Raw genomic sequence first — 19604 nt, 5'->3', positions numbered from 1 at the left:
CTGGCGCGATCAGACCGGAGTCACGTGCGGATCTGGCCGTCGCCGATGACGATGTACTTCGTCGACGTCATCTCCGGCAGACCCATCGGCCCGCGGGCGTGGAGTTTCTGGGTCGAGATGCCGATCTCGGCGCCGAAGCCGAACTCGCCGCCGTCGGTGAAGCGCGTGCTGGCATTGACGACGACCGCTGCGGAGTCGACCGCCTGGGTGAAGCGGCGGGCCGCGGACTGCGAGCGGGTGATGATCGCCTCGGTGTGGCCCGAGCTGTAGCGGCGGATGTGCTGCACCGCGTCCTCGAGCGAATCGACCACCGCGGCCGACAGATCGAGCGAGTTGTACTCCGTGCCGAAGTCCTCCTCGGTCGCCGCGACAACATCCTTGCCAGCAGCAACTACCGCTGGGTCACCGTGAACCGTCACGCCGGCCTCGGCCAGGGCCGGCAGAGCACGCGCGAGGAACTCGTCCGCAACCGCGGAGTGAACCAGCAGCGACTCGGCCGCGTTGCAGACGCTGGGCCGCTGAGTCTTCGAGTTCAGCAGGATCTCGAGCCCGAGGTCCAGATCAGCATCCGCGTCGATATACACGTGGCAGTTCCCCACGCCCGTCTCGATCACCGGCACCGACGACTCGCCGACGACGGTCTGGATCAGGCCGGCACCACCACGAGGGATCAGTACGTCGACCAGCCCGCGGGCCTGCATCAGCTCCTTCACGGCAGCGCGATCCGTCGCCACGCCCTGGATCACATCGGCAGGCAGCCCGCAGGCCGCGGCGGCGTCCCGCAGTACGCCGATGATCGCCGTGTTGGACTCTGCAGCGGACGACGAGCCACGCAGCAGTACGGCGTTACCGGACTTCAGGCAGATGCCCGCGGCGTCGGCGGTCACGTTCGGCCTGGCCTCGTAGATGATGCCGACCACGCCGAACGGCACCCGGACCTGGCGGAGCTCGAGCCCGTTCGGCAGCGTGTACCCGCGGACCACCTCACCCACCGGGTCGGTCAGCCCGGCGAGCTGCTCCAGCCCGGCCGCCATCCCGTCGACGCGGGCCGGGTTGAGTGCCAGCCGGTCGACGGTGGACTCCGGCGTACCCGCCTCACGCGCCGCGGCGACGTCGACAGCGTTCGCCGCGACGATCGCGTCCGTGTTGTCGCGCAGCGCCGCTGCCATCGCGCGCAGCGCCGCATCCTTCGTCGCCCGGGACGCGTCGGCCAAGGCGTACGACGCCTCGCGCGCCCGCCGCGCCAGCTCGATGATCTCGCTCACTCGCTCATCCTAGTGCGCCCCACGGCGACCCTCCGCCGCCGTCTCAGCCCACCTTGAGCACCCACCAACCACCAAATCGCGGCACGGAAGGTTGGTGGGTGCACAAGGTGGCGCACCGCCACGATCGACCGCGACCATTCACCCCTGCAGACATGGGCCCGACGTACCGCGGGGAGTCTTCGACCAGCGGGCTGTCAGTCCGTCGTCGCAGCTTCCTCCGGGGCAGGAGACGGTTGCTGAGCACGGGTTCGGCGGTCGCGGATCATCTTGAACAGGGTCCGGAGCGTGAACAAGGCGACCATCCCGACCAACTGACCGCCGAGAATGACCTTGGTGACGTCCACTGCCGGAGACCAGGTGACGCCGTCATCGCGGATGACGTACACACCGACCGGCCGGGCCGACAAGCCCAGACCTCCGCCGGAGCCGTCGGCGCCACGCCCGTTGCTGCCGTCACCACGCCCGCCGCCTCCACCACCGGCGATGCGTGCGACCGGCAGCACAGTCAGGCCGTTGCGACTGACAGGGGTGCCGAAAACCGTTCCCGCCTTCACGCCGTCGATCACTCCACGCAGGACCTCGAGCACCTCGCCGCGCGTCTCGTCAGGCTTTGCCATGCCTTCCACCTCACATCCTTGCGGAGCCGACCTGTTTCCAGGGTCAGCAGGGTGATGCGCCACCGGCAGGGCCCACAGTCCTTTCAGGACAGGACCTTTGGGGCGGGACGGCCGCGAGCATTGCGGGGACGCTCGTGGCGAGAAGGTGTAGCCATGCTGAGGGAGACTCCACACCGCCCCTCATCCACGACCCGGCGCACCGCGACGTTGATCGCCGCAGTCGGCGCCAACCTCGTCTACGTCCTCGCAGATCCACCGTGGCTGACCGTTACCGGGTGCGCCACTAGAGCAACACCAGGTCGTCGCGGTGGACGACTTCGCGTTCGTACGCCGCGCCGAGTTCGCGAGCCAGGTCCCGGGTGGAGCGGCCGAGGAGGCCGGGGAGCTCGCTGGCGTCGTAGTTGACCAGACCGCGGGCGATGACGACTCCCGATGGCGAGACCAGATCGACGGGGTCGCCGGCGGAGAAAGTGCCTTCTACTGCAGAGATTCCGGCCGGGAGGAGGGAGGCGCGGCGTTGGGTGACAGCGCGGACGGCCCCTTCGTCCAAACGCAGTACGCCCTGGCCCGAGGTCGCGTGGGCCAGCCACAGCAGCCGGGTCTTGCGGCGGCGTCCGGTGGGGTGGAAGAGGGTGCCGACCTTCTCCCCGCGCAAAGCCTCGCCGACGTGCCCGGCCGAGGTCAGGATGACCGGAATCCCTGCCTCTGTGGCGATTGCGGCCGCCTCGACCTTCGTCTGCATGCCACCGGTGCCGACGCCGGACGAGCCCGTCTTGCCGATCGCGAGCGGCTCCAGATCAGCCGCACCGCGGATCTCGGTGACCATCGACGTACCAGGTTTGCGCGGATCCCCGTCGTACAGGCCGTCGACGTCGGACAGCAGCAGCAACAGATCGGCGTGGACCAGATGACTGGTCAGAGCCGCGAGCCGGTCGTTGTCGCCGAAGCGGATCTCGGTGGTCGCGACGGTGTCGTTCTCGTTCACGATCGGTACGACGCCCAGCTCGAGCAGCCGCGCGAACGTGCGGTACGCGTTGCGGTAGTGACTGCGCCGCGTCACGTCGTCGACGGTCAGCAGCACCTGCCCCACCCGCAGCCCGTGCGCCGCGAACGCATCGCTGTAGCGAGCCATCAACAGGCCCTGCCCGACCGAAGCGGCAGCCTGCTGCGTGGCCAGGTCACGCGGTCGCGACCGCAACCCCATCGGGGCCAGGCCGGCGGCGATCGCGCCGGACGAGACGAGCACGACCTCGGCCCCCTCCACCCGTCGCGCCGAGACGGCGTCGACGAGCAGCCGGAGCCGTTCGAGGTCGATCTTTCCGCGCTGGGTCAGCGATGACGAGCCGACCTTCACGACGATTCGCGTGGCCGCAAGGACCTCCGCGCGAGCGTCCATCAGAAGTCCTGATCTGTGCTTTCTGCCGCCGCTTCGAGCTCGCGCGCTTCCTTGCGCGCCAGCTTCTCCGCCTTCACCGCTGCCCGTTTCGCCTCGGCCGGGGACAAGTCGACCTCGTCCTCGCCCCATTCCTGCTTGTAATCGGTCCGAACACCCTTGTTGGCGTGGTACTCGGTGTCTTTCTCCCGCCGCCGCTGGGCCGCCGGACGATCCTCCTCGAGCCGGTGGTCCTCACCGCGCCGGGCCAGGATCTCGGCGCCGGCCAGGACGTCGGGCGCGAAGTCGAACACGATCGCGTTCGGTCCGTCGCCGATCATCACCGCGTCGCCGGCGAGCGCGCCCAGCTTCAGCAGCTCGTCCTCGACGCCGAGCCGGTTCAGCCGGTCGGCCAGGTACCCGGTCGCCTCCGCGTTCGCGAAGTCGGTCTGCCGGACCCAGCGCTCGGGCTTGTCGCCCTGCACCAGCCAGCCGCCGTCGTCCGGCAGCTTCTTCACCTTGAACTCAGGACCGCCCTGCACGTGCGGTCGGATCACGATCCGCGTGGTGTCGGGCTTCTCCTCTTCCGCGCGACGCCGTACGACGATGTCGGCCATCGCGAACTTCAGGGCCTCGAGGCCCTCGTGCGACGCGGTCGAGATCGGGAACACCCGCAGCCCGCGCTGCTCCAGCTCGGCCTGCACCATGTCGGCGATCTCGCGCGCGTCGGGTACGTCGATCTTGTTCAAGGCCACGAGTCGCGGCCGGTCCTCGAGCCCGCCGTGCGCCTGCAGCTCGGCCTCGATCGTGTCGAGGTCGCTGAGCGGGTCACGGCCCGGCTCGTACGTCGCGCAGTCGATGACGTGTACGAGCGCCGCACACCGCTCGACATGCCGCAGGAAGTCGTGCCCGAGCCCACGCCCCTCGCTCGCACCCTCGATCAGACCCGGTACGTCGGCAACGGTGAACGTGACGTCACCGGCAACGACGACGCCGAGGTTCGGGATGAGGGTGGTGAACGGGTAATCGGCGATCTTCGGCCGGGCGCGGCTGATCGCGGCCACCAGCGACGACTTGCCCGCGCTCGGGAAGCCGACCAGACCGATGTCAGCGACGACCTTCAGCTCGAGGACGAGAGTGCGCTCCTCGCCGTCCTCACCCAGCAGGGCGAATCCAGGGGCCTTGCGCGAGCTGCTGGCCAGGGCCGCGTTGCCCAGACCACCCTTGCCGCCTTGGGCAGCAACGAATTCCGCGCCCGGTCCGACGAGGTCCGCGAGTACGACGCCGTCCGGCGTGCTGATGACTGTGCCGTCGGGGACCGGCAGGATGACGTCGCCGCCGTTGCTGCCGGCCTGGTGGTCACCCTTGCCCTGGGCACCGTTCGTGGCGGTGCGGTGGCTGGAGCGGTGGTAGTCGACGAGCGTGGTCACGTCGGGGTCGACGCGCAGGATCACGCTGCCGCCGTCACCGCCGTTGCCGCCGTCGGGACCGCCGAGGGGCTTGAACTTCTCCCGGTGCACCGAGGCGCAGCCGTTTCCGCCGCGGCCCGCGGCGACATTCACCGTCACGCGGTCGACGAAGCTGGGGATTGCCATCGGTGTTCTCTACTTCCTGTTGGGTCCGCCATCCCCCCGCCGCGAGTGAAGCGAGGGGTGGTTTGTGGTCTTGTGCTCTTGCTTTCCCTTGAGACAGCAAAAGGGCGGGTGCGCGGTATTCCGCGACCCGCCCTTTTCAGAGCTTGCAGTACGTCCGGGTGGCGGTGTTACTCCGCCGGGGCCGGGACGATGTTGACGACGCGGCGACCGCGCCGGGTGCCGAACTCCACGTGGCCCTCGGCCAGCGCGAACAGCGTGTCGTCGCCGCCACGGCCGACCAGGTTGCCCGGGTGGAAGTGCGTGCCACGCTGACGGACGATGATCTCGCCGGCGTTGACCAGCTGACCGCCGTACCGCTTCACGCCGAGGCGCTGCGCGTTGGAGTCACGACCGTTGCGGGTCGAGGCCGCTCCCTTTTTGTGTGCCATTTGATAATCAGCTCACTTCTTCGCGTCGATCGCGGTGACCTTGACCTGGGTGTAGTGCTGACGGTGCCCCTGGCGCTTACGGTAACCGGTCTTGTTCTTGTACTTCATGATGGTGATCTTCGGGCCCTTGGAGCGGCCGAGAACCTCAGCCGAAACGGCCACCTTGGCCAGCGCCGCAGAGTCGGTCGTCACGGTGTCGCCATCGACGACGAGGACCGCCGGAAGGGACACAGTGTCGCCCACCTTGTCCGTCAGGCTGTCGATCTCGATGACATCGCCGACGGCGACCTTCTGCTGGGTGCCGCCACTGCGCACGATCGCGTACACCGTGGATCTCACTCTCTGCTGGTTCGGAAAACTTACGGGGGCCTGCACAGACCTGGCGGCCCACACAAACATGGCACGCGGAACGCGCGCCGACGCTCAAGTTTACGGGTCCCCTCACAGACGGGTCAAACTGGCTCCCCCGCCTGCAACGGGACCCACATCACATCGGTTCAGCTACCGGTGGTGACGAGCTCGGACGGCTCCGCGCCTTCACCCTCGGTGCTGGTCTTGCTCCGGCTGCGGCTGCTGCGCCGCCGCCGGGTGCTCTTGGTGGCCCCGTTCTGGGCGGCGTCGGCCGGTCCGGCCGCGTCACCCGCCGGGGCCGGAGCCTCGGAGTCGGCCGGTGCCGGGGTCTCGGTGATCACGGTCGTCGCCTGGGCCGTCTCGGCCGGGAAGCCGGTCGCCTCCGGGCTGACGTGCTCGTCCGCAGCGGCAGAGATCGGGTAACCGGTCGGTTCCGGCGTACCGTGCTCGTCGTCCTTCTTCGCGGAGGCGGCGGCGATCAGCGCGAGCTTCTGGGCGGCATCGGCGTTGTGCTGCGCGGTCTCGGCCGCCCTGGACTCACCAGTCTCGGCGGCCTCCTCCTCACCGCGGCCCTTGCCCCGGCGGCGGCGCGAGCTCTTCCGGCCACCCTCCTCCGCCTGCGCGGGCTTGCCGTGGTCGTGACCGTTGCCGTTCGAGTTGCCGTTGCCCTGGCCGTTGCCGTTGTTGCCCTGCGCGTGGCCGTTACTGCCGTTGTTGCCCTGGCCGTTGCGGCTGTCGCGGCGGCGGGACTCTTTCGGCTCGTCGTGCAGGATCAGGCCGCGGCCACCGCAGTGGTCACAGTTCTCGCTGAACGCCTCGAGCAGGCCGGTGCCGATCCGCTTCCGGGTCATCTGGACCAGGCCGAGCGAGGTGACCTCGGCGACCTGGTGCTTGGTCCGGTCGCGGCCCAGGCACTCGACCAGCCGGCGCAGGACGAGATCGCGGTTCGACTCGAGCACCATGTCGATGAAGTCGATCACGATGATGCCGCCGATGTCGCGGAGCCGGAGCTGCCGGACGATCTCCTCGGCCGCTTCCAGGTTGTTCTTGGTGACGGTCTCCTCGAGGTTGCCCCCGGAGCCGGTGAACTTGCCGGTGTTGACGTCGACGACGGTCATCGCCTCGGTCCGGTCGATGATCAGCGAGCCGCCGGACGGCAGCCAGACCTTGCGGTCCAGCGCCTTCTTGATCTGCTCGTCGATCCGGAAGTTCGCGAAGACGTCACCGTCCCCGCTCCACTTCTCGACCCGGTCGGCCAGGTGCGGCGCGACGTCGGCGACGTACTCGCGGACCTGGTCGAAGGCGTCGTCGCCGGAGATCACCAGCTTGGTGAAGTCCTCGGTGAACAGGTCGCGGACGACCCGGATCAGCAGGTCGGGCTCGCCGTGCAGCAGCTGCGGGGCCTGGCCGTTCTTCGACTTGCGGTCGATGTCTTCCCAGTACTTCTGCAGGCGGCTGACGTCGGCGGTCAGCTCCTCCTCCGAGGCGCCCTCGGCGGCGGTCCGGACGATCACGCCGGCCTCGTCGGGGACGATGTCCTTGAGGATCGTCTTCAGCCGGTTCCGCTCGGTGTCGGGCAGCTTGCGGCTGATGCCGCCGTTGCCGCCGCGCGGGACGTACACGACGTACCGGCCGGGAAGGCTGATCTGGTTGGTGAGCCGGGCGCCCTTGTGACCGATCGGGTCCTTGGTCACCTGGACCAGGACGGACTGACCGGACTTCAGCACCTGCTCGATCTTGCGCGGACCGTTGGCGCCACCAAGGGTGGCCCAGTCGACCTCGCCGGCGTACAGGACGGCGTTGCGGCCCTTGCCGATGTCGATGAACGCGGCCTCCATGCTGGGCAGCACGTTCTGCACGCGGCCGAGGTACACGTTGCCGATCAGCGAGCTCTGCTCCGCCGTGGTGACGTAGTGCTCGACCAGGACGTTGTCCTCGGAGACCGCGATCTGGGTCAGGTCCTCGCGGGACCGGATCACCATCGTCCGCTCGACCGACTCGCGGCGGGCCAGGAACTCGGCCTCGGTCACGATCGGCGCGCGGCGGCGACCGGCGGCGCGACCCTCGCGGCGGCGCTGCTTCTTCGCCTCGAGGCGCGTCGAACCCTCGACCGCGGTGATCTCGTTCACGGTGTTCTTGCTGCGCGGCTCACGGACCCGTACGACGGTCTCGTCGGGGTCGTCCGGGGACGACGCGCTGTCCTCGCCCTTGCGTCGCCGGCGACGCCGGCGACGCCGGGACGAGCTGCCTGCCTCGCCGTCCTCGTCGGAGTCGGCCGCACCGTCGTGGTCGCCGTCCTCGGACGCGTCGGCGTCCTGGTCGGTGTCCTGGTTGTCGTGGGTGTCGTGCTCGTCCTCGTCGTCGGACTGGTCGTCGGCGTTGTCGTCCGCGCCTTCGCCGGTCTTGCGACGACGACGTCCACCGCGGCGGCGACGACGGCGACGAGTCCCCTCGCCACCTTCCTCGCCGTCCTCGGACTGGGCGTCGGTGACGTCCGCGGACTCCTCGTCCGCCTCGTCGTCGGTCGCAGTCTCAGCCACGGGAGCCGGAGCGGCGGTCTTGCGGGCGGACCTGCTCCTGGACCGTCCGCTGGGCGCGCCGTCACCAGCGGAGGCGTCTGCGGAGGCGTCTGCAGAGGCGTGCGGCTCGGCGGCGTCGGTGGTCTCCTCGGCTACCTCGGTCTCGCGGGCCTCGGCGTCGCGGTTACGACGGCTGCGGCGACGGCGGTTGCCGGTCGGCTGCTCGTCGGTCCCGGGCTCGGGGGTCGCTTCGGCGGCCGCCTCAACCGCGGTCGGCTCGCTCTGCTGGGGGGCAGGCTGCTGTGCAGTTTGCTGAGGGCCGCCGGTCGGCGCCTGGAACAGCACGGCCGCGGGGGCGGCTGCACGCCGACGCGTACGGCGGGTTGTCGGCTCCTCGGAGGTCGCGTTGGCGGGATCGCCCGTGGAGATGCCGGAGGACGCGACAGAACCGGAGCGGTCCAGCGAGTCACCGTCGGTCACGCCGGAGTTGGCGTCAGTTGCGCCGCTGGTCCGGTCGCGCCTGTCGTTGCGCGTCGCACCCGAGTCGCCGTGGTCCGCGGAGGCACCCTCAGCGGCCGGGGCCGCCTCGGCGGACTTGCTCGTACGGCGGCGGGAGGTGCGCTTGCGGGCGGGGGCGTCCGCGGCCGGCGCGCTGGTCTCCGCGGTGAGTGCGCTGGCGTCGGCGACCGGCGCATTGGTGTCGGCGTTGGCTACCGGGCCGTCGGAGACCGGAGAATCTGCGGACAGCAGGTCCGGAGCGCCGGCAGCCTTCTTGGCGGCGCGCTTGCGGGTCGTCTTCTTCGCGGGGGCCGCATCTGCGGTCTCCGGCGCGTCGTCGGGGACGAACTGCGGGAAGATGTCCTGCTCAGCGGTCTTCTTGGCGGCGCGGGCGGTCTTCTTGGCCGGAGCCTTCGCCGCGGCCTTCTTGGCCGTGGTCTTCTTCGCGGCAGTCTTCTTGGCTGCCGCCTTCTTGACCGGCTCCGGCGCCGGATCGGCGGTCTGGCCGTCGGACTGGGTCGGGACCGCCGTGGCGTTCTCGGGGGCGGTCTTCACCGTGCGCTTGCGCGTGGTGGTCTTCTTCGCAGCCGGCGCCTTCTTCGCAGTCCTGCGAGTGGAGGCGGTGGGCTGGGCGGTGGCAGCCGCGTCGGCTGCCTCGGTGGTCGGCTCGTTGTCGAGCATGTAGTGCGGTCTCCTCAAGCCCTCCGGCGCATCCTGCGACCCCTGTCACGGGTCCGGCGCGGCCACAAGGCGGTCACGGTTCGCCGCGCATGGCCCGGAAATCTTCCCGGGGCCGCCGCGTGGCGGAAGCCTGCTGGATCCGCTCCGCCCGCGCTCAGGGCACAGAGGGAGCGGCGGCGTCGCCCTCCGCTGTGTGCGTCTGGTGAGGATCTGCCTGGCCGGTCGCGGTCGCCTGGTTGGCGTCGCGGTCACGAGCGAGCGGGTCTTCCACCGTGCCGGTGTCCGTGGTGAGCGGGCCCTGGGCGAGCCTGGTCAAAAGAGCCGGGCCCGTCACCGGGAGCGTCGCTACCTCGAGCGCGCCGGCGAGAACGTCGTCGGGTCTCACGGCCGGGGTTCCGTGCCGTAACACCACTTGCAGTATCGCACACGTCTCAACCGGCCCCGGTTCACTCGCGACGGTGAGTCGGAGAACGGCAGCCCGACAGTCGAACGAACGAACCCCTCGTTTGGTCATGCGCTCGACCAGAATTTCCTCCCGAGCCAGGAAGGCCTCCACCGCGGCTCCGGCCACCTCGGGATCCACCCCCGGTAACGCGATCCGCCACTCGCTGGCCTCCAGCCGCTCGGCCAGCGACCCCGGCCCGGCGACGACCACCTCGAGTACGTCGAGCCCCGGCGGCAACGCCTCGTCGAGCGCGGCCCGCACCTCGTCGGCGTCCCGCTCGTGTGTGAGCGAAATCTCCAGGTACTCCGCTTCGGAGGCGGCTCCGGTCGGCGCGGCACCGGCGTACGAGATCTTCGGGTGCGGGCTGAAGCCGTGCGAGAACGCCACCGGCAGCTCGGCCCGCCGGACGGCGCGCTCGAACGCCCGCTGGAAGTCGCGGTGTGAGGTGAATCGCAGCCGTCCCCGCTTGGCGAACCTCACCCGGAGTTTCTGGACCGCGGGGAGCTGCTGCGAGGGCGGAGCTTGAACTGGTGGCACGGGGACAGTCTCTCAAAATCATCCCGACGGCTGAGCGGCGGACTTGCCGGTCAGGTACAACGCCCAGCCGAGGAGGCCGAAGGAGACCAGGGCGAGGATCGTGCGGAGCAGGTTGAAGGCGACCCATCTGGATTCGTCGAAGGCCGCTCGGGCTGCCGCGACGTCGATGGTCGCGGGGTCGCCGACGGCCTTCAGGGCGTCGTTCAGGGGGACATTCACCGCGATCGTGACGATGATCGTGACCAGGTACAGCACGAACGCGACCGCGATCCACGGCAGCGCCTTCTCCTTGAGGCTGAGTAGTCCGGCGAGCACCGTGAACAGCGCCGCGCCCAGGAAGCCCAGGCCGAGGAAGAGTGGGTTCACGATCGCCCGGTCCACCGCCGTGAACGCCCCGACGAAGGTCTTGTCGTCGGTCTTCGCCAGACCGGGCATGAACGCGTTCGCATAGATCGCATAGACACCGGCCACCAGACCGGTTGTCATCGTGGCCGCCATCAGGGACGCCACCCGCAGTCCGTTCATCTCACTCCTTCTGTACGGCGGGAACTCCCCGCGCTCAGAAAGTTATGAGAACCGCGCTGCCGGGGACATGTCGGCGAAACTCACGTCCATGTCTGCTCGGCTCAGAGCTTCGCGCACTGCCCGGCTCGGGGGCCCGACACCTTGTTCGGCGCCTGGAGGTTGGTCGGTTCCGAAGCGTTGGCTCGGCAGCTCGCGATGTTGCCGGGGGCATCGATAGCGCGGAACTCGATCTGATGACGCCCGTACCCGGGCGGTACGTCGTCCCACGGCACGACCCGCGGTACGCCGAGCTTGCCGTAGACGAGCTGATCGATCTCGGTGTCCTCGGCGGTGAACTTGAACGGCAGGGACACATCTGTCGGCCTGCGCGCCGCGGTCGCCGCGGGCGTAGTAGTCGTCTTCGTCTTGGAGCCCACCGTGCGAATGGCCGAGTTCGTGCGGCGTGATGAGGGCCGAGAGCGCGTTGCCCCGCCGGACGCGGTCGCATACGTCCCGCCCGCTCCGCCGCACGTATCGCTGTTGTCGATAGCAAGGATCTGCTGGTTGGAGGCGGGTACGACTTGAACGGCTCGATGCTCCAGAGGATGTTCAGGTCCTTGTCGAGCTGCTCGCGGAACTCCCCCATCTGGGCGACGGTGTGATCAGAAACTTACGAAGCAGTACGTCGCGATGTCAGCGGCTTCCGCGTGGCGACCGAGCTCGATGCCCCGGGGCCGGCACTAACTTGCATTCATGACCAATCCAACTGAGGACACCATCGCCGTCGAACGGGAACGAGTGATGCGTCCGGTGATCCGCCTGGTGGCGATCTACCTCGGCCTGAGCATCCTGATCGCGGTACTCGTCGCCGTCTTCCACCACAGCGTCCTCAACTACCAGTTCGCCCATGCCCCGAACCACGACTCACCCGATCCCGCCGTCCGGGACCAGGTCCGGACCAGCCTGTCGTGGGCGCTGTGGTCGCGGCCGATCACGGCGCTGATCGTCCTGCTCGTCTACCTGCGCATCATCAGAGGGCTGCGGCACGGCAGGCGCTCGTCGTACCGGCGGATCCGGGTCGTGGCGATCGTGGTCACCGTGCTCAACGTGTACTACATCGCGTCCGGCCAGAATCCGGTCTGGATGAGCATCGGCCAGGGCCTCCAGATCGTGGTGCTGATCACCACCTTCGTCCTCGCCAACCGCCCCGACGTCAAGGCACACTTCAGGCCTGCCCAGGGCGATTGATCCGCATCCGGGTTGGCTGATCCCCATCCGGGTTGCCGTACGGCATCATGAAGGTTCGGGGAACGCGTGAGGAAGGAATCCGATGACGGAACCGGCACAGTCGCCGCGGCGCGAGCCGGACCCTGCGGTCGTGGATGCCGGCGACGGCGACGGCAAGGGCATCTACTGGGTGCTGAAGAACGTGCTGGTCGGTCCGCCGGTCAAGCGCATCTTCCGGCCGAATGTGCTCGGCGCCGAGAACATCCCGGCCACCGGCGCGGCGATCATCGCCAGCAACCACCTCTCGTACTCCGACTGGATCTTCATGCCGCTGGCGCTGCGCCGCCGGGTCACGTTCGTCGCGAAGTCCGACTACTTCACCGGGGCCGGGATCAAGGGCCGGTTCCAGCGCGGGTTCTTCAAGGGCACCGGCCAGGTGCCGATCGACCGCTCCGGCGGGTCGGCGTCCGAGGGCGCGATGCGGGCCGGGATGAAGGTGCTGGAGCGCGGCGAGCTGTTCGGGATCTACCCGGAGGGGACACGGTCGCACGACGGGCGGCTGTACAAGGGGCGAACCGGCGTGGCCCGGCTCGCGCTGGAGGCGAAGGTGCCGGTCATCCCGTGCGGGGTGATCGGGACGGATGTGGTGGCTCCGCCCGGGAAGGTCGTCGCGTCGTTCGCTTCGCCGACGGTGAAGTTCGGCGAGCCGCTGGACTTCTCGCGGTACGAAGGGATGGAGAGCGATCGGCTCATCCTGCGCGCGGTGACCGACGAGATCATGTACAAGATCATGGAGTTGTCGGGGCAGGAATACATCGACATGTACGCCACGAAGGCGAAGGCGCTCGAGGGTCGCGCGGTCACCGGGGCACCGGAGAAGGTCCGTAAGACGGACACCTGATCCGGCTGGTGAGATGCGGTGGGTCTAGGCTGGTAGATCGTGGACGGACCGATCGCTTATCAGGGTGAGCCAGGCGCGAATTCAGCGATGGCCTGCACCGAGATGTTCCCGGACCGCGAGCAACTGCCTTGTACGACGTTCGAGGACGCGCTCGAGGCCGTGAGCAGCGGGCGCGCCGGGCTCGCGATGATCCCGGTGGACAACTCGATCGCCGGCCGGGTCGCGGACATCCACCACCTGCTGCCCGAGTCCGGGCTGCACATCGTCGGCGAGTACTTCCTGCCGATCCACTTCCAGTTGCTGGGGACTCCTGGTACGACGCTGGACCAGATCCGGACCGTTCGCAGCCACGTCCACGCGCTCGGGCAGTGCCGGAAGATCATCCGGGAGCACGGCTGGTCGACTGTCGTCGCGGATGACACCGCCGGCGCGGCCCGTGAGGTCGCTGAATTGGGTGACCCGACGGTGGCGTCGCTCTCTCCGCGGGCGGCGGCCGAGCTGTACGGGCTCGAGACGCTCGCGTCCGACGTCGAGGACGAGCACCACAACACGACCCGCTTCCTCGTGCTCTCCCGCGAGCCGGAGGTGCCGCCGGTCGGCTCGGGCCCCGTGATCACCAGCTTCGTGTACCGCGTACGGAACGTGTCGGCTGCGCTCTACAAGGCTCTGGGCGGATTCGCCACCAACAGCGTGAACATGACCAAGCTGGAGTCCTACCAACTCGGCGGCATGTTCTTCGCCACCCAGTTCTACGCCGACATCGAAGGCCACCCCGAGGACCCGAACGTCGCCCTGGCGTTGGAAGAACTCGCCTTCTTCTCCGTCGAGGTCCGCCTGCTGGGCGTCTACCCCGCCCACCCCTTCCGCACCTCAATAGCCGAACCCGCCGCCAACCGCGCCCTCCGCCCCCACCACTGAATCGAGCCTTCGCGCGGATCGCCTGCAGCTAATTCCGGGGACCGTCACGCCCTCGCGCGCCTAGGGTGCCTGCGTGGAGATTGTTTGGGTTGATGGGCGGGATCCTGAGCTGTTCAGGCGGTTCTATGACGTGAAGTTCGGGGTCCGGCGGGAGGAGCTGGAGTTTCCGGTCGGGTTGGGGGTGGAGGAGGCTCGGGTTTTGATGGCCGGGACCCATGCTGATGTGCGAGCTGAGGGGATCGGAGTAGTCGAGGGGGACGCCTGGCTCGGGGTGGCTTGGCTGGATTGGTGGTTGGTGGGAAATACCGACACGGTGGACGTGGAGCTCGCCGTGGTGCCGGAGTTCAGGCGGCAAGGGGTGGGGAGTCGGCTGCTCCAGGTGGCGGTGGAACGGGTGCGGGCCGAGGGACGACGGATTGTTTCCGGGACCAACGTTGCGGGCGATCCGGTGACCGGTGAGAGTGCTGGGACGGCGTTCGCTCGGGCTCGAGGGTTCGAGAAGAAGCACGCGGAGCTGCATCAGGTCGTGGAGTTGCCGATCGACGTGACGGCGTTGGAGCAGCCTGTCGACGGCTACGAGTTGGTGCAGTGGCGTGAGCAGGTGCCGGATGAGTGGCTCGAGCAGTTTGTGGAGTTGTTGAGCGGGATGAGTGAGGACGTGCCGACCGGCGATCGGACGGACGAGCCGGTGCGGTGGACGCCTGAGCTCGTGCGGGACGCTGAGGCCCGCCGCGTGGCCCAAGGACGGTTCACCTACACCACGGCCGCCGTGCACACCGCGTCCGGCGAGCTTGCGGCGTACACGCAGATGGGCGGTACGCCGGAGACCCCGGAGCGCCTCAACCAGTACGACACCTACGTACGTCGTACGCACCGCGGCAACGGGCTGGGTATCGCCGTGAAGGCGCCGAACCTGCGGGCGATTCAAGCCGGTCCTGCCGTGCTGCATACCTGGAACGCGCCGGAGAACGGCCCGATGATCGCGGTCAACGCCAAGCTCGGGTTCCGCCCGGTTGCGCAACGGACGATCTGGGAACGGAGCCTCTAGGCGAACGTCCAGGTTGGGTGTTTTGTTGTGAGGAGGTTGCGGTGGCCGGCCCAGTCTGCGGATGGTAGGGCGGCGACGTCGAGGAGCGTGGGGCGGCCGGAGCGTAGTTCGTAGCCCCAGGTGAAGGCGGCTATCGGGACGACGTGATGGGAGCGGATCACGTCGGGTACGACAACGAGGAATGTGTCGGCGCGCCACGTGCCGTCGGGGTGGTCGGGGTTCGCGGGGGCGTCGAAGAACGTCGGTAGATAGCCGTACGCGTAGAACGGATCGGTTGCGTCCAGGTTCGGCGCGAGGTCGACCGATACCTCGGAGCCACGTGAGACGACCTGGATCCAGCCCATGATCGCGTTGATGCCGCGTCCGTGGTACCTGATCGACGCCGTGCAGATCGGGAAACCGCGGAACGCCTCGGCGTTCAGATCGGGTGCGACGAGTTGGTGCCCCGAGGCCCATGGGTCGTCGTTCGGCACCACCCGGACCGAGATCAACCCACGATGCGCACGCACCTCGAACGGGACCGACTTCTCACGCTGCATAGGTCAATCCTGCACTGTAGACAAATCGAGGCCGGACAGATCCGAAAGTCTTGCCACGAAGGGTTGTGTGCGCGCGGTGAACGGAGCAAGGTGAAACGCAGAACAGGGACTTGGGGGCCGACTGTTCGGTGGGGGAAGGCGGTAGGGACCGTCTTCGGTCGAGGGGTGCGCTGGGGGTGAATCTTCTCGGTTCGGCGCGCGCACGTCGACCTGCCCGTGCGCCCCCGCCGGAAGGGGGAGAGATGCCGAGAAAGGCCAACGGGCGAGCGGACAAGCACCGGGACGACGACCGGATGCCGGGTGAAGCACCGGCGACCGAGCAGAACGGGCACGCCGCGAACGGACAGCCCGCGGCGGACGGCATGCCGATGACCGGGGCACCGGCCTCGAGCAGTACGACGATGAGCGGCGGCGGATCACCCGCGGCAGACATGGGCGGCGGCGGATCACCGGCAGCCGACATGGCCGGCGGCGGATCGCCCGCGGCCGACATGAACGCCGGCGGATCGCCTGCGGGCGCGGGGATGACGGGCGGCGGCAAGGCCAGTGGTGCCGGTATGAGCGGCGCGACCGGCGGTCAGACCGAGCTCCCGAACCGCAGGCAGTGCGGCGTCATGGATGTACACCGCAGACTCCTGTCGACCGATCCGTCGTACGCCGCGGCACGGTCGGCGCTCGAAACCGCGACGATGGTCTACGTCTCCCGCGAGGAGCGTTTCACCGGGGTCGCTCGCATCCCGTGTGTCATCCATGTCGTCTGGAACACCAACGCCCAGAACATCTCGCAGGCGCAGATCGACAGCCAGATCGAGGTACTGAACCGCGACTACCGCGCCACCAACCCGGACACCAGCATCGTGCCGAGTGTGTTCAGCGGGCTGATTGCGGACTCGCGGGTGGAGTTCTTCCTGGCGACCGAGGACCCGAACGGGAACCCGACGACAGGTGTCACCCGGACCCAGACCAGTACGGCGACCTTCGGCACCGACGACAAGGTGAAGTCGTCGGCGACCGGCGGCATCGATCCGTGGGACCCCGCGCACTACCTGAACATCTGGGTCTGCCAGCTCGGCGGCGGTCTGCTCGGATACGCGCAGTTCCCGGGCGGTCCGGCGAACACCGACGGCGTGGTCATCCTGCACAGCGGGTTCGGCACGAACGGTACGGCGGCGGCGCCGTTCGACCTCGGCCGTACGACGACGCACGAGGTCGGGCACTACCTGAACCTGTTCCACATCTGGGGCGACGACGGCACCGGCTGCAGCGGGACGGACGAGTGTGCCGACACCCCGAACGCGGCCGGCCCGAACTTCGGCGTACCGACGTTCCCGCACGTCACGTGCAGCAACGGGCCGAACGGCGACCTGTTCTACGACTACATGGACTACACCGACGACCGCGGCATGGTCATGTTCACCACCGACCAGGTGGCGCGGATGCAGGCGACGCTGGACACCGTCCGCAAGGACCTGCCGGTCTTCGGCTCCGCCGGTACGCCGGAACCGGCCGGCTCGATCGTCTCGTGGGGCGCGAACCGGCTGGACGCGTTCGTGCTCGGCACCGACCTGGCGATGTATCACAAGTGGTGGGACGGATCGGCCTGGGGACCGTCCGTCGCCGGTTACGAGTACATGGGTGGTATCTGTATGAGCGCTCCTGAAGTCGCGTCCTGGGGCCCGAACCGGCTGGACGCGTTCGTCCTCGGCACCGACCACGCGCTCTACCACAAGTGGTGGGACGGCTCGAACTGGGGACCGTCCGTCACCGGGTACGAATACCTCGGCGGTGTCTGTATGAGCCCGCCGCGGCTCGCGACCTGGGGTGAGAACCGCCTGGATGCCTTCGTGCTCGGGACCGACCGGGCGTTGTATCACAAGTGGTGGGACGGCTCGTCCTGGAACGGCTACGAGTACCTCGGCGGGATCTGCATGAGCCCGCCCGAAGTAGTTGCCTGGGGCCCCGATCGGCTGGACGTGTTCGTCCTCGGGACCGACAACGCGGTCTACCACAAGTGGTGGGACGGCTCGTCGTGGAACGGGTACGAGTACCTCGGCGGCGTCTGCGCCTCACCACCGCGTGTGGTGGCGTGGGGCGAGAACCGGCTCGACCTGTTCGTCATCGGCACCGACTCCGCGCTCTACCACAAGTGGTGGGACGGCTCGTCGTGGAGCGGCTACGAGTACATGGGCGGCGTGTGCACGACGGCGCCGACCGTGGTCTCGTGGGGCTCCGACCGCCTCGACGTCTTCCTGCTCGGAACCGACTCCGCTCTCTACCACAAGTGGTGGGACGGATCCTCCTGGGGACCGAGCGTCACGGGGTACGAGTACATGGGCGGGATCTGCACCGACGAGCCGCGCGTGGTCTCGTGGGACACCAACCGGCTCGACGTGTTCGTCACCGGCACCGACAAGCAGCTGTATCACAAGTGGTGGGACGGATCGGCCTGGGGACCGTCGGTCACCGGGTACGAAGGCCTCGGCGGGGTCATCAGCGACTTCAAGCTGACGGTCCCGGACTCCCCCGCCGCGATCGGACAGGCGGTGAAGATCTGACCACCACGCCGACCGGACGCTGGACGCATTCCTTCGAGGAGGACCACGACGGGATCAGCGTCTACCGGCCCGACGACTTCGCCTTCCCGCCGGCCCGTGGCCGGCGGGGGGTGGAGTTCCGCCCGGACGGGACGTTCGTACCGCTGCAGATCGGCCGCGGCGACGCCCCCTCCCCCGGTCCGCCGGGGCGCTGGGACACCGCCGGCCGCCTGCACCTGCCGGACGGGACCGGGCGGATCGTGTCCTCGGCGCCCGATCGACTCGAGATTGCTTGGCAGGACCAACCATGAATGTGCGCTATCTCGTCGTACCGACCGCGGACGCCGCCGGCGGCGCGCGGTCGGCGCGGTTCGGGGAGAAGACCCTCCTCTGGGTCCCGGCCGAACAACGCCTCGGCCGGGCCTCCCGGACCGTCCCCGGCCTGCTACTCGTCACACAGGTGGGCCGGAGTTTCCAGGACGAGTACCCCGATGTCACGCCGCTGCTCGATCACGGCCGGCATCTGGTCATCTCGTCGGCCGACAAACCGCGTCGGCGGTCCAACCAGCACTGGCGGATCGAAACGCTCCGCCCGAACACGACGGTCGTCGACAGCCCGCGGGCCGCTGCGGCGCGGGTCGACCCGGACGTCGCGGACCTGGTCGGCGATGTGTCCACGACGTCGTACCAGAACGACCTGACCTGGCTGGCGAGCCTGCCGACCAGGCATTCGTCGAGTCCGACGTTCACCCAGGCGATGGATTTCGCGTCCGACCGAATGGTTGCCCTCGGCTACCAAGTGGCCCGGATGCCGGTCACCGTCGGCGCGGGCCACTCGGCCGACCTGATCGGCGACCGGACGGGCGTCGGCAGCGATCGTCAGTTGGTGATCGTCACCGCGCACCTCGACTCGATCAACATCGCGGGCGGTCCGGCCGCGGCGGCGCCGGGTGCGGACGACAACGGGAGCGGCTCGGCCGGCGTACTCGAGCTCGGTCGGCTCCTGTCGACGCGTAGTTGGCAGCACGACATCAGGCTGATCTTGTTCGGCGGCGAGGAAGAGGGGTTGTTCGGCAGCAAGCAGTACGTCGCCGCGCTGCCCCCGGCGGAGCGGTCACGCGTCCGCGCTGTCCTCAACATGGACATGATCGGGACCAGGAACACCGTGACGCCCGGCGTACTGCTGGAGGGAGCGGCAGTGTCGTCGAGTCAGATCGCGGATCTGTCGACCGCAGCCGCGACATACACGGGGTTGGCGGTCGAGACGTCGCTGAATCCGTTCGCGAGCGACCATGTCCCGTTCATCAACGCCGGTATACCAGCGGTCCTGACGATCGAGGGCGCCGACAGCGCGAACGGCCACATCCACTCCGCCAACGACACGTTGAACTTCATCGACTGGTCGCTGGCCGCGGAGATCCTCCGGATGAACATCGCCGCCTTGGCGGGATGGCTCGAGCCGGCCGCCGCCCGGCGCCGGCCACAACCAGCCGGCTCGGTGGTCTCCTGGGGACCGGGCCGGATCGACGTGTTCGCGGTCGGCATGGATTCCGCCGTACACCACAAGGCCTTCGACGGGACCTGGCACGACTTCGAGTCGTTGGGAGGCATTGTCTTAAGCTGAC

18 protein-coding genes are annotated in these 19604 nt (G+C 68.7%); 7 read left to right on the top strand and 11 right to left on the bottom strand.

The window, feature by feature from the left end; translation table 11 throughout:
* Window positions 1-20: 20 nt before the first annotated feature.
* The 10 genes from EV653_RS01235 to EV653_RS01190 form a co-directional block, all read right to left on the bottom strand.
* A complete protein-coding gene (locus EV653_RS01235; RefSeq protein WP_134097099.1) occupies window positions 21-1265 on the bottom strand; it encodes a glutamate-5-semialdehyde dehydrogenase in 1245 nt (414 codons plus the stop codon).
* A 194-nt stretch (window positions 1266-1459) separates the two neighbouring features.
* Entirely contained in the window at window positions 1460-1882 is a 423-nt protein-coding gene (locus EV653_RS01230; RefSeq protein WP_134097097.1) for a spore germination protein GerW family protein, read from the bottom strand.
* A 283-nt stretch (window positions 1883-2165) separates the two neighbouring features.
* Window positions 2166-3278: a glutamate 5-kinase gene (proB, locus tag EV653_RS01225; RefSeq protein ID WP_134097095.1), complete on the bottom strand. Its 1113-nt coding sequence runs from the start codon at window positions 3276-3278 to the stop codon at window positions 2166-2168.
* Window positions 3278-4849 carry a GTPase ObgE gene (gene obgE / locus EV653_RS01220; protein ID WP_134097093.1) on the bottom strand — a complete coding sequence of 524 codons (1572 nt, stop codon included), beginning with the start codon at window positions 4847-4849 and terminating at the stop codon, window positions 3278-3280. Before obgE ends, proB begins: the two co-directional genes overlap by 1 nt.
* Before the next feature lie 167 nt (window positions 4850-5016).
* Window positions 5017-5277, bottom strand: a complete 261-nt coding sequence (rpmA, locus tag EV653_RS01215) for a 50S ribosomal protein L27 (protein WP_130381076.1) — start codon at window positions 5275-5277, stop codon at window positions 5017-5019.
* Window positions 5278-5289: 12 nt separating this feature from the next.
* On the bottom strand, window positions 5290-5604 hold the full coding sequence (gene rplU, locus EV653_RS01210; RefSeq protein ID WP_134103758.1) for a 50S ribosomal protein L21: 315 nt from the start codon (window positions 5602-5604) through the stop codon (window positions 5290-5292).
* Between the two features lie 170 nt (window positions 5605-5774).
* A complete protein-coding gene (locus EV653_RS01205) occupies window positions 5775-9326 on the bottom strand; it encodes an Rne/Rng family ribonuclease (RefSeq protein WP_134097091.1) in 3552 nt (1183 codons plus the stop codon).
* A 154-nt stretch (window positions 9327-9480) separates the two neighbouring features.
* Window positions 9481-10308: a TIGR03936 family radical SAM-associated protein gene (locus EV653_RS01200; protein WP_134097088.1), complete on the bottom strand. Its 828-nt coding sequence runs from the start codon at window positions 10306-10308 to the stop codon at window positions 9481-9483.
* A gap of 18 nt (window positions 10309-10326) precedes the next feature.
* Entirely contained in the window at window positions 10327-10833 is a 507-nt protein-coding gene (locus tag EV653_RS01195; RefSeq protein WP_134097086.1) for an anthrone oxygenase family protein, read from the bottom strand.
* Window positions 10834-10934: 101 nt separating this feature from the next.
* A complete protein-coding gene (locus EV653_RS01190; RefSeq protein WP_134097084.1) occupies window positions 10935-11249 on the bottom strand; it encodes a hypothetical protein in 315 nt (104 codons plus the stop codon).
* Between the two features lie 316 nt (window positions 11250-11565).
* Here EV653_RS01190 and EV653_RS01185 point away from each other — a divergent pair, with 316 nt between their 5' ends.
* The 4 genes from EV653_RS01185 (at window position 11566) to EV653_RS01170 (ending at window position 14906) form a co-directional block, all read left to right on the top strand.
* On the top strand, window positions 11566-12060 hold the full coding sequence (locus EV653_RS01185) for a hypothetical protein (protein ID WP_134097081.1): 495 nt from the start codon (window positions 11566-11568) through the stop codon (window positions 12058-12060).
* A gap of 82 nt (window positions 12061-12142) precedes the next feature.
* On the top strand, window positions 12143-12940 hold the full coding sequence (locus tag EV653_RS01180; protein ID WP_134097079.1) for a lysophospholipid acyltransferase family protein: 798 nt from the start codon (window positions 12143-12145) through the stop codon (window positions 12938-12940).
* Between the two features lie 39 nt (window positions 12941-12979).
* On the top strand, window positions 12980-13858 hold the full coding sequence (locus EV653_RS01175; protein ID WP_134097077.1) for a prephenate dehydratase: 879 nt from the start codon (window positions 12980-12982) through the stop codon (window positions 13856-13858).
* A 73-nt stretch (window positions 13859-13931) separates the two neighbouring features.
* A complete protein-coding gene (locus tag EV653_RS01170; protein WP_134097075.1) occupies window positions 13932-14906 on the top strand; it encodes a GNAT family N-acetyltransferase in 975 nt (324 codons plus the stop codon).
* On the opposite strand, the gene EV653_RS01165 is transcribed toward EV653_RS01170, so the two are convergent.
* On the bottom strand, window positions 14903-15445 hold the full coding sequence (locus tag EV653_RS01165) for a hypothetical protein (protein WP_134097072.1): 543 nt from the start codon (window positions 15443-15445) through the stop codon (window positions 14903-14905). The two genes, EV653_RS01170 and EV653_RS01165, sit on opposite strands and share 4 nt — an antisense overlap.
* 242 nt (window positions 15446-15687) lie before the next feature.
* Here EV653_RS01165 and EV653_RS01160 point away from each other — a divergent pair, with 242 nt between their 5' ends.
* The 3 genes from EV653_RS01160 to EV653_RS01150 all read left to right on the top strand — a co-directional run bounded on the left by EV653_RS01160 (window position 15688) and on the right by EV653_RS01150 (window position 19603).
* Window positions 15688-18000 (top strand): M43 family zinc metalloprotease, encoded by a 2313-nt coding sequence (locus tag EV653_RS01160; protein WP_238159492.1) that lies wholly within the window; start codon window positions 15688-15690, stop codon window positions 17998-18000.
* Between the two features lie 110 nt (window positions 18001-18110).
* Window positions 18111-18290: a hypothetical protein gene (locus EV653_RS41530; protein WP_202871444.1), complete on the top strand. Its 180-nt coding sequence runs from the start codon at window positions 18111-18113 to the stop codon at window positions 18288-18290.
* Entirely contained in the window at window positions 18287-19603 is a 1317-nt protein-coding gene (locus tag EV653_RS01150; protein ID WP_134097070.1) for a M28 family metallopeptidase, read from the top strand. The genes EV653_RS41530 and EV653_RS01150 overlap by 4 nt, the downstream gene beginning before the upstream one ends.
* Window position 19604 lies beyond the last annotated feature (1 nt).

The sequence above is a fragment of the Kribbella pratensis genome (genome assembly GCF_004365355.1).
In the GTDB taxonomy this organism is placed as follows: Bacteria; Actinomycetota; Actinomycetes; order Propionibacteriales; family Kribbellaceae; genus Kribbella.
The sequence above is the reverse complement of the archived record's forward strand: the minus strand, read 5'-3'. Positions and strand labels throughout refer to the sequence as shown.

Excerpts from the sequence above, each read along its gene's own strand:
- obgE (WP_134097093.1), bottom strand. The coding sequence starts at position 4,849 with ATGGCAATCCCCAGCTTCGTCGACCGCGTGACGGTGAATGTCGCCGCG.
- EV653_RS01180 (WP_134097079.1), top strand. The coding sequence starts at position 12,143 with ATGACGGAACCGGCACAGTCGCCGCGGCGCGAGCCGGACCCTGCGGTC.
- EV653_RS01165 (WP_134097072.1), bottom strand. The coding sequence starts at position 15,445 with ATGCAGCGTGAGAAGTCGGTCCCGTTCGAGGTGCGTGCGCATCGTGGG.
- EV653_RS01150 (WP_134097070.1), top strand. The coding sequence starts at position 18,287 with ATGAATGTGCGCTATCTCGTCGTACCGACCGCGGACGCCGCCGGCGGC.
- rpmA (WP_130381076.1), bottom strand. The coding sequence starts at position 5,277 with ATGGCACACAAAAAGGGAGCGGCCTCGACCCGCAACGGTCGTGACTCC.
- EV653_RS01185 (WP_134097081.1), top strand. The coding sequence starts at position 11,566 with ATGACCAATCCAACTGAGGACACCATCGCCGTCGAACGGGAACGAGTG.
- proB (WP_134097095.1), bottom strand. The coding sequence starts at position 3,278 with ATGGACGCTCGCGCGGAGGTCCTTGCGGCCACGCGAATCGTCGTGAAG.
- EV653_RS01205 (WP_134097091.1), bottom strand. The coding sequence starts at position 9,326 with ATGCTCGACAACGAGCCGACCACCGAGGCAGCCGACGCGGCTGCCACC.
- EV653_RS01230 (WP_134097097.1), bottom strand. The coding sequence starts at position 1,882 with ATGGCAAAGCCTGACGAGACGCGCGGCGAGGTGCTCGAGGTCCTGCGT.
- EV653_RS01160 (WP_238159492.1), top strand. The coding sequence starts at position 15,688 with ATGCCGAGAAAGGCCAACGGGCGAGCGGACAAGCACCGGGACGACGAC.
- EV653_RS01195 (WP_134097086.1), bottom strand. The coding sequence starts at position 10,833 with ATGAACGGACTGCGGGTGGCGTCCCTGATGGCGGCCACGATGACAACC.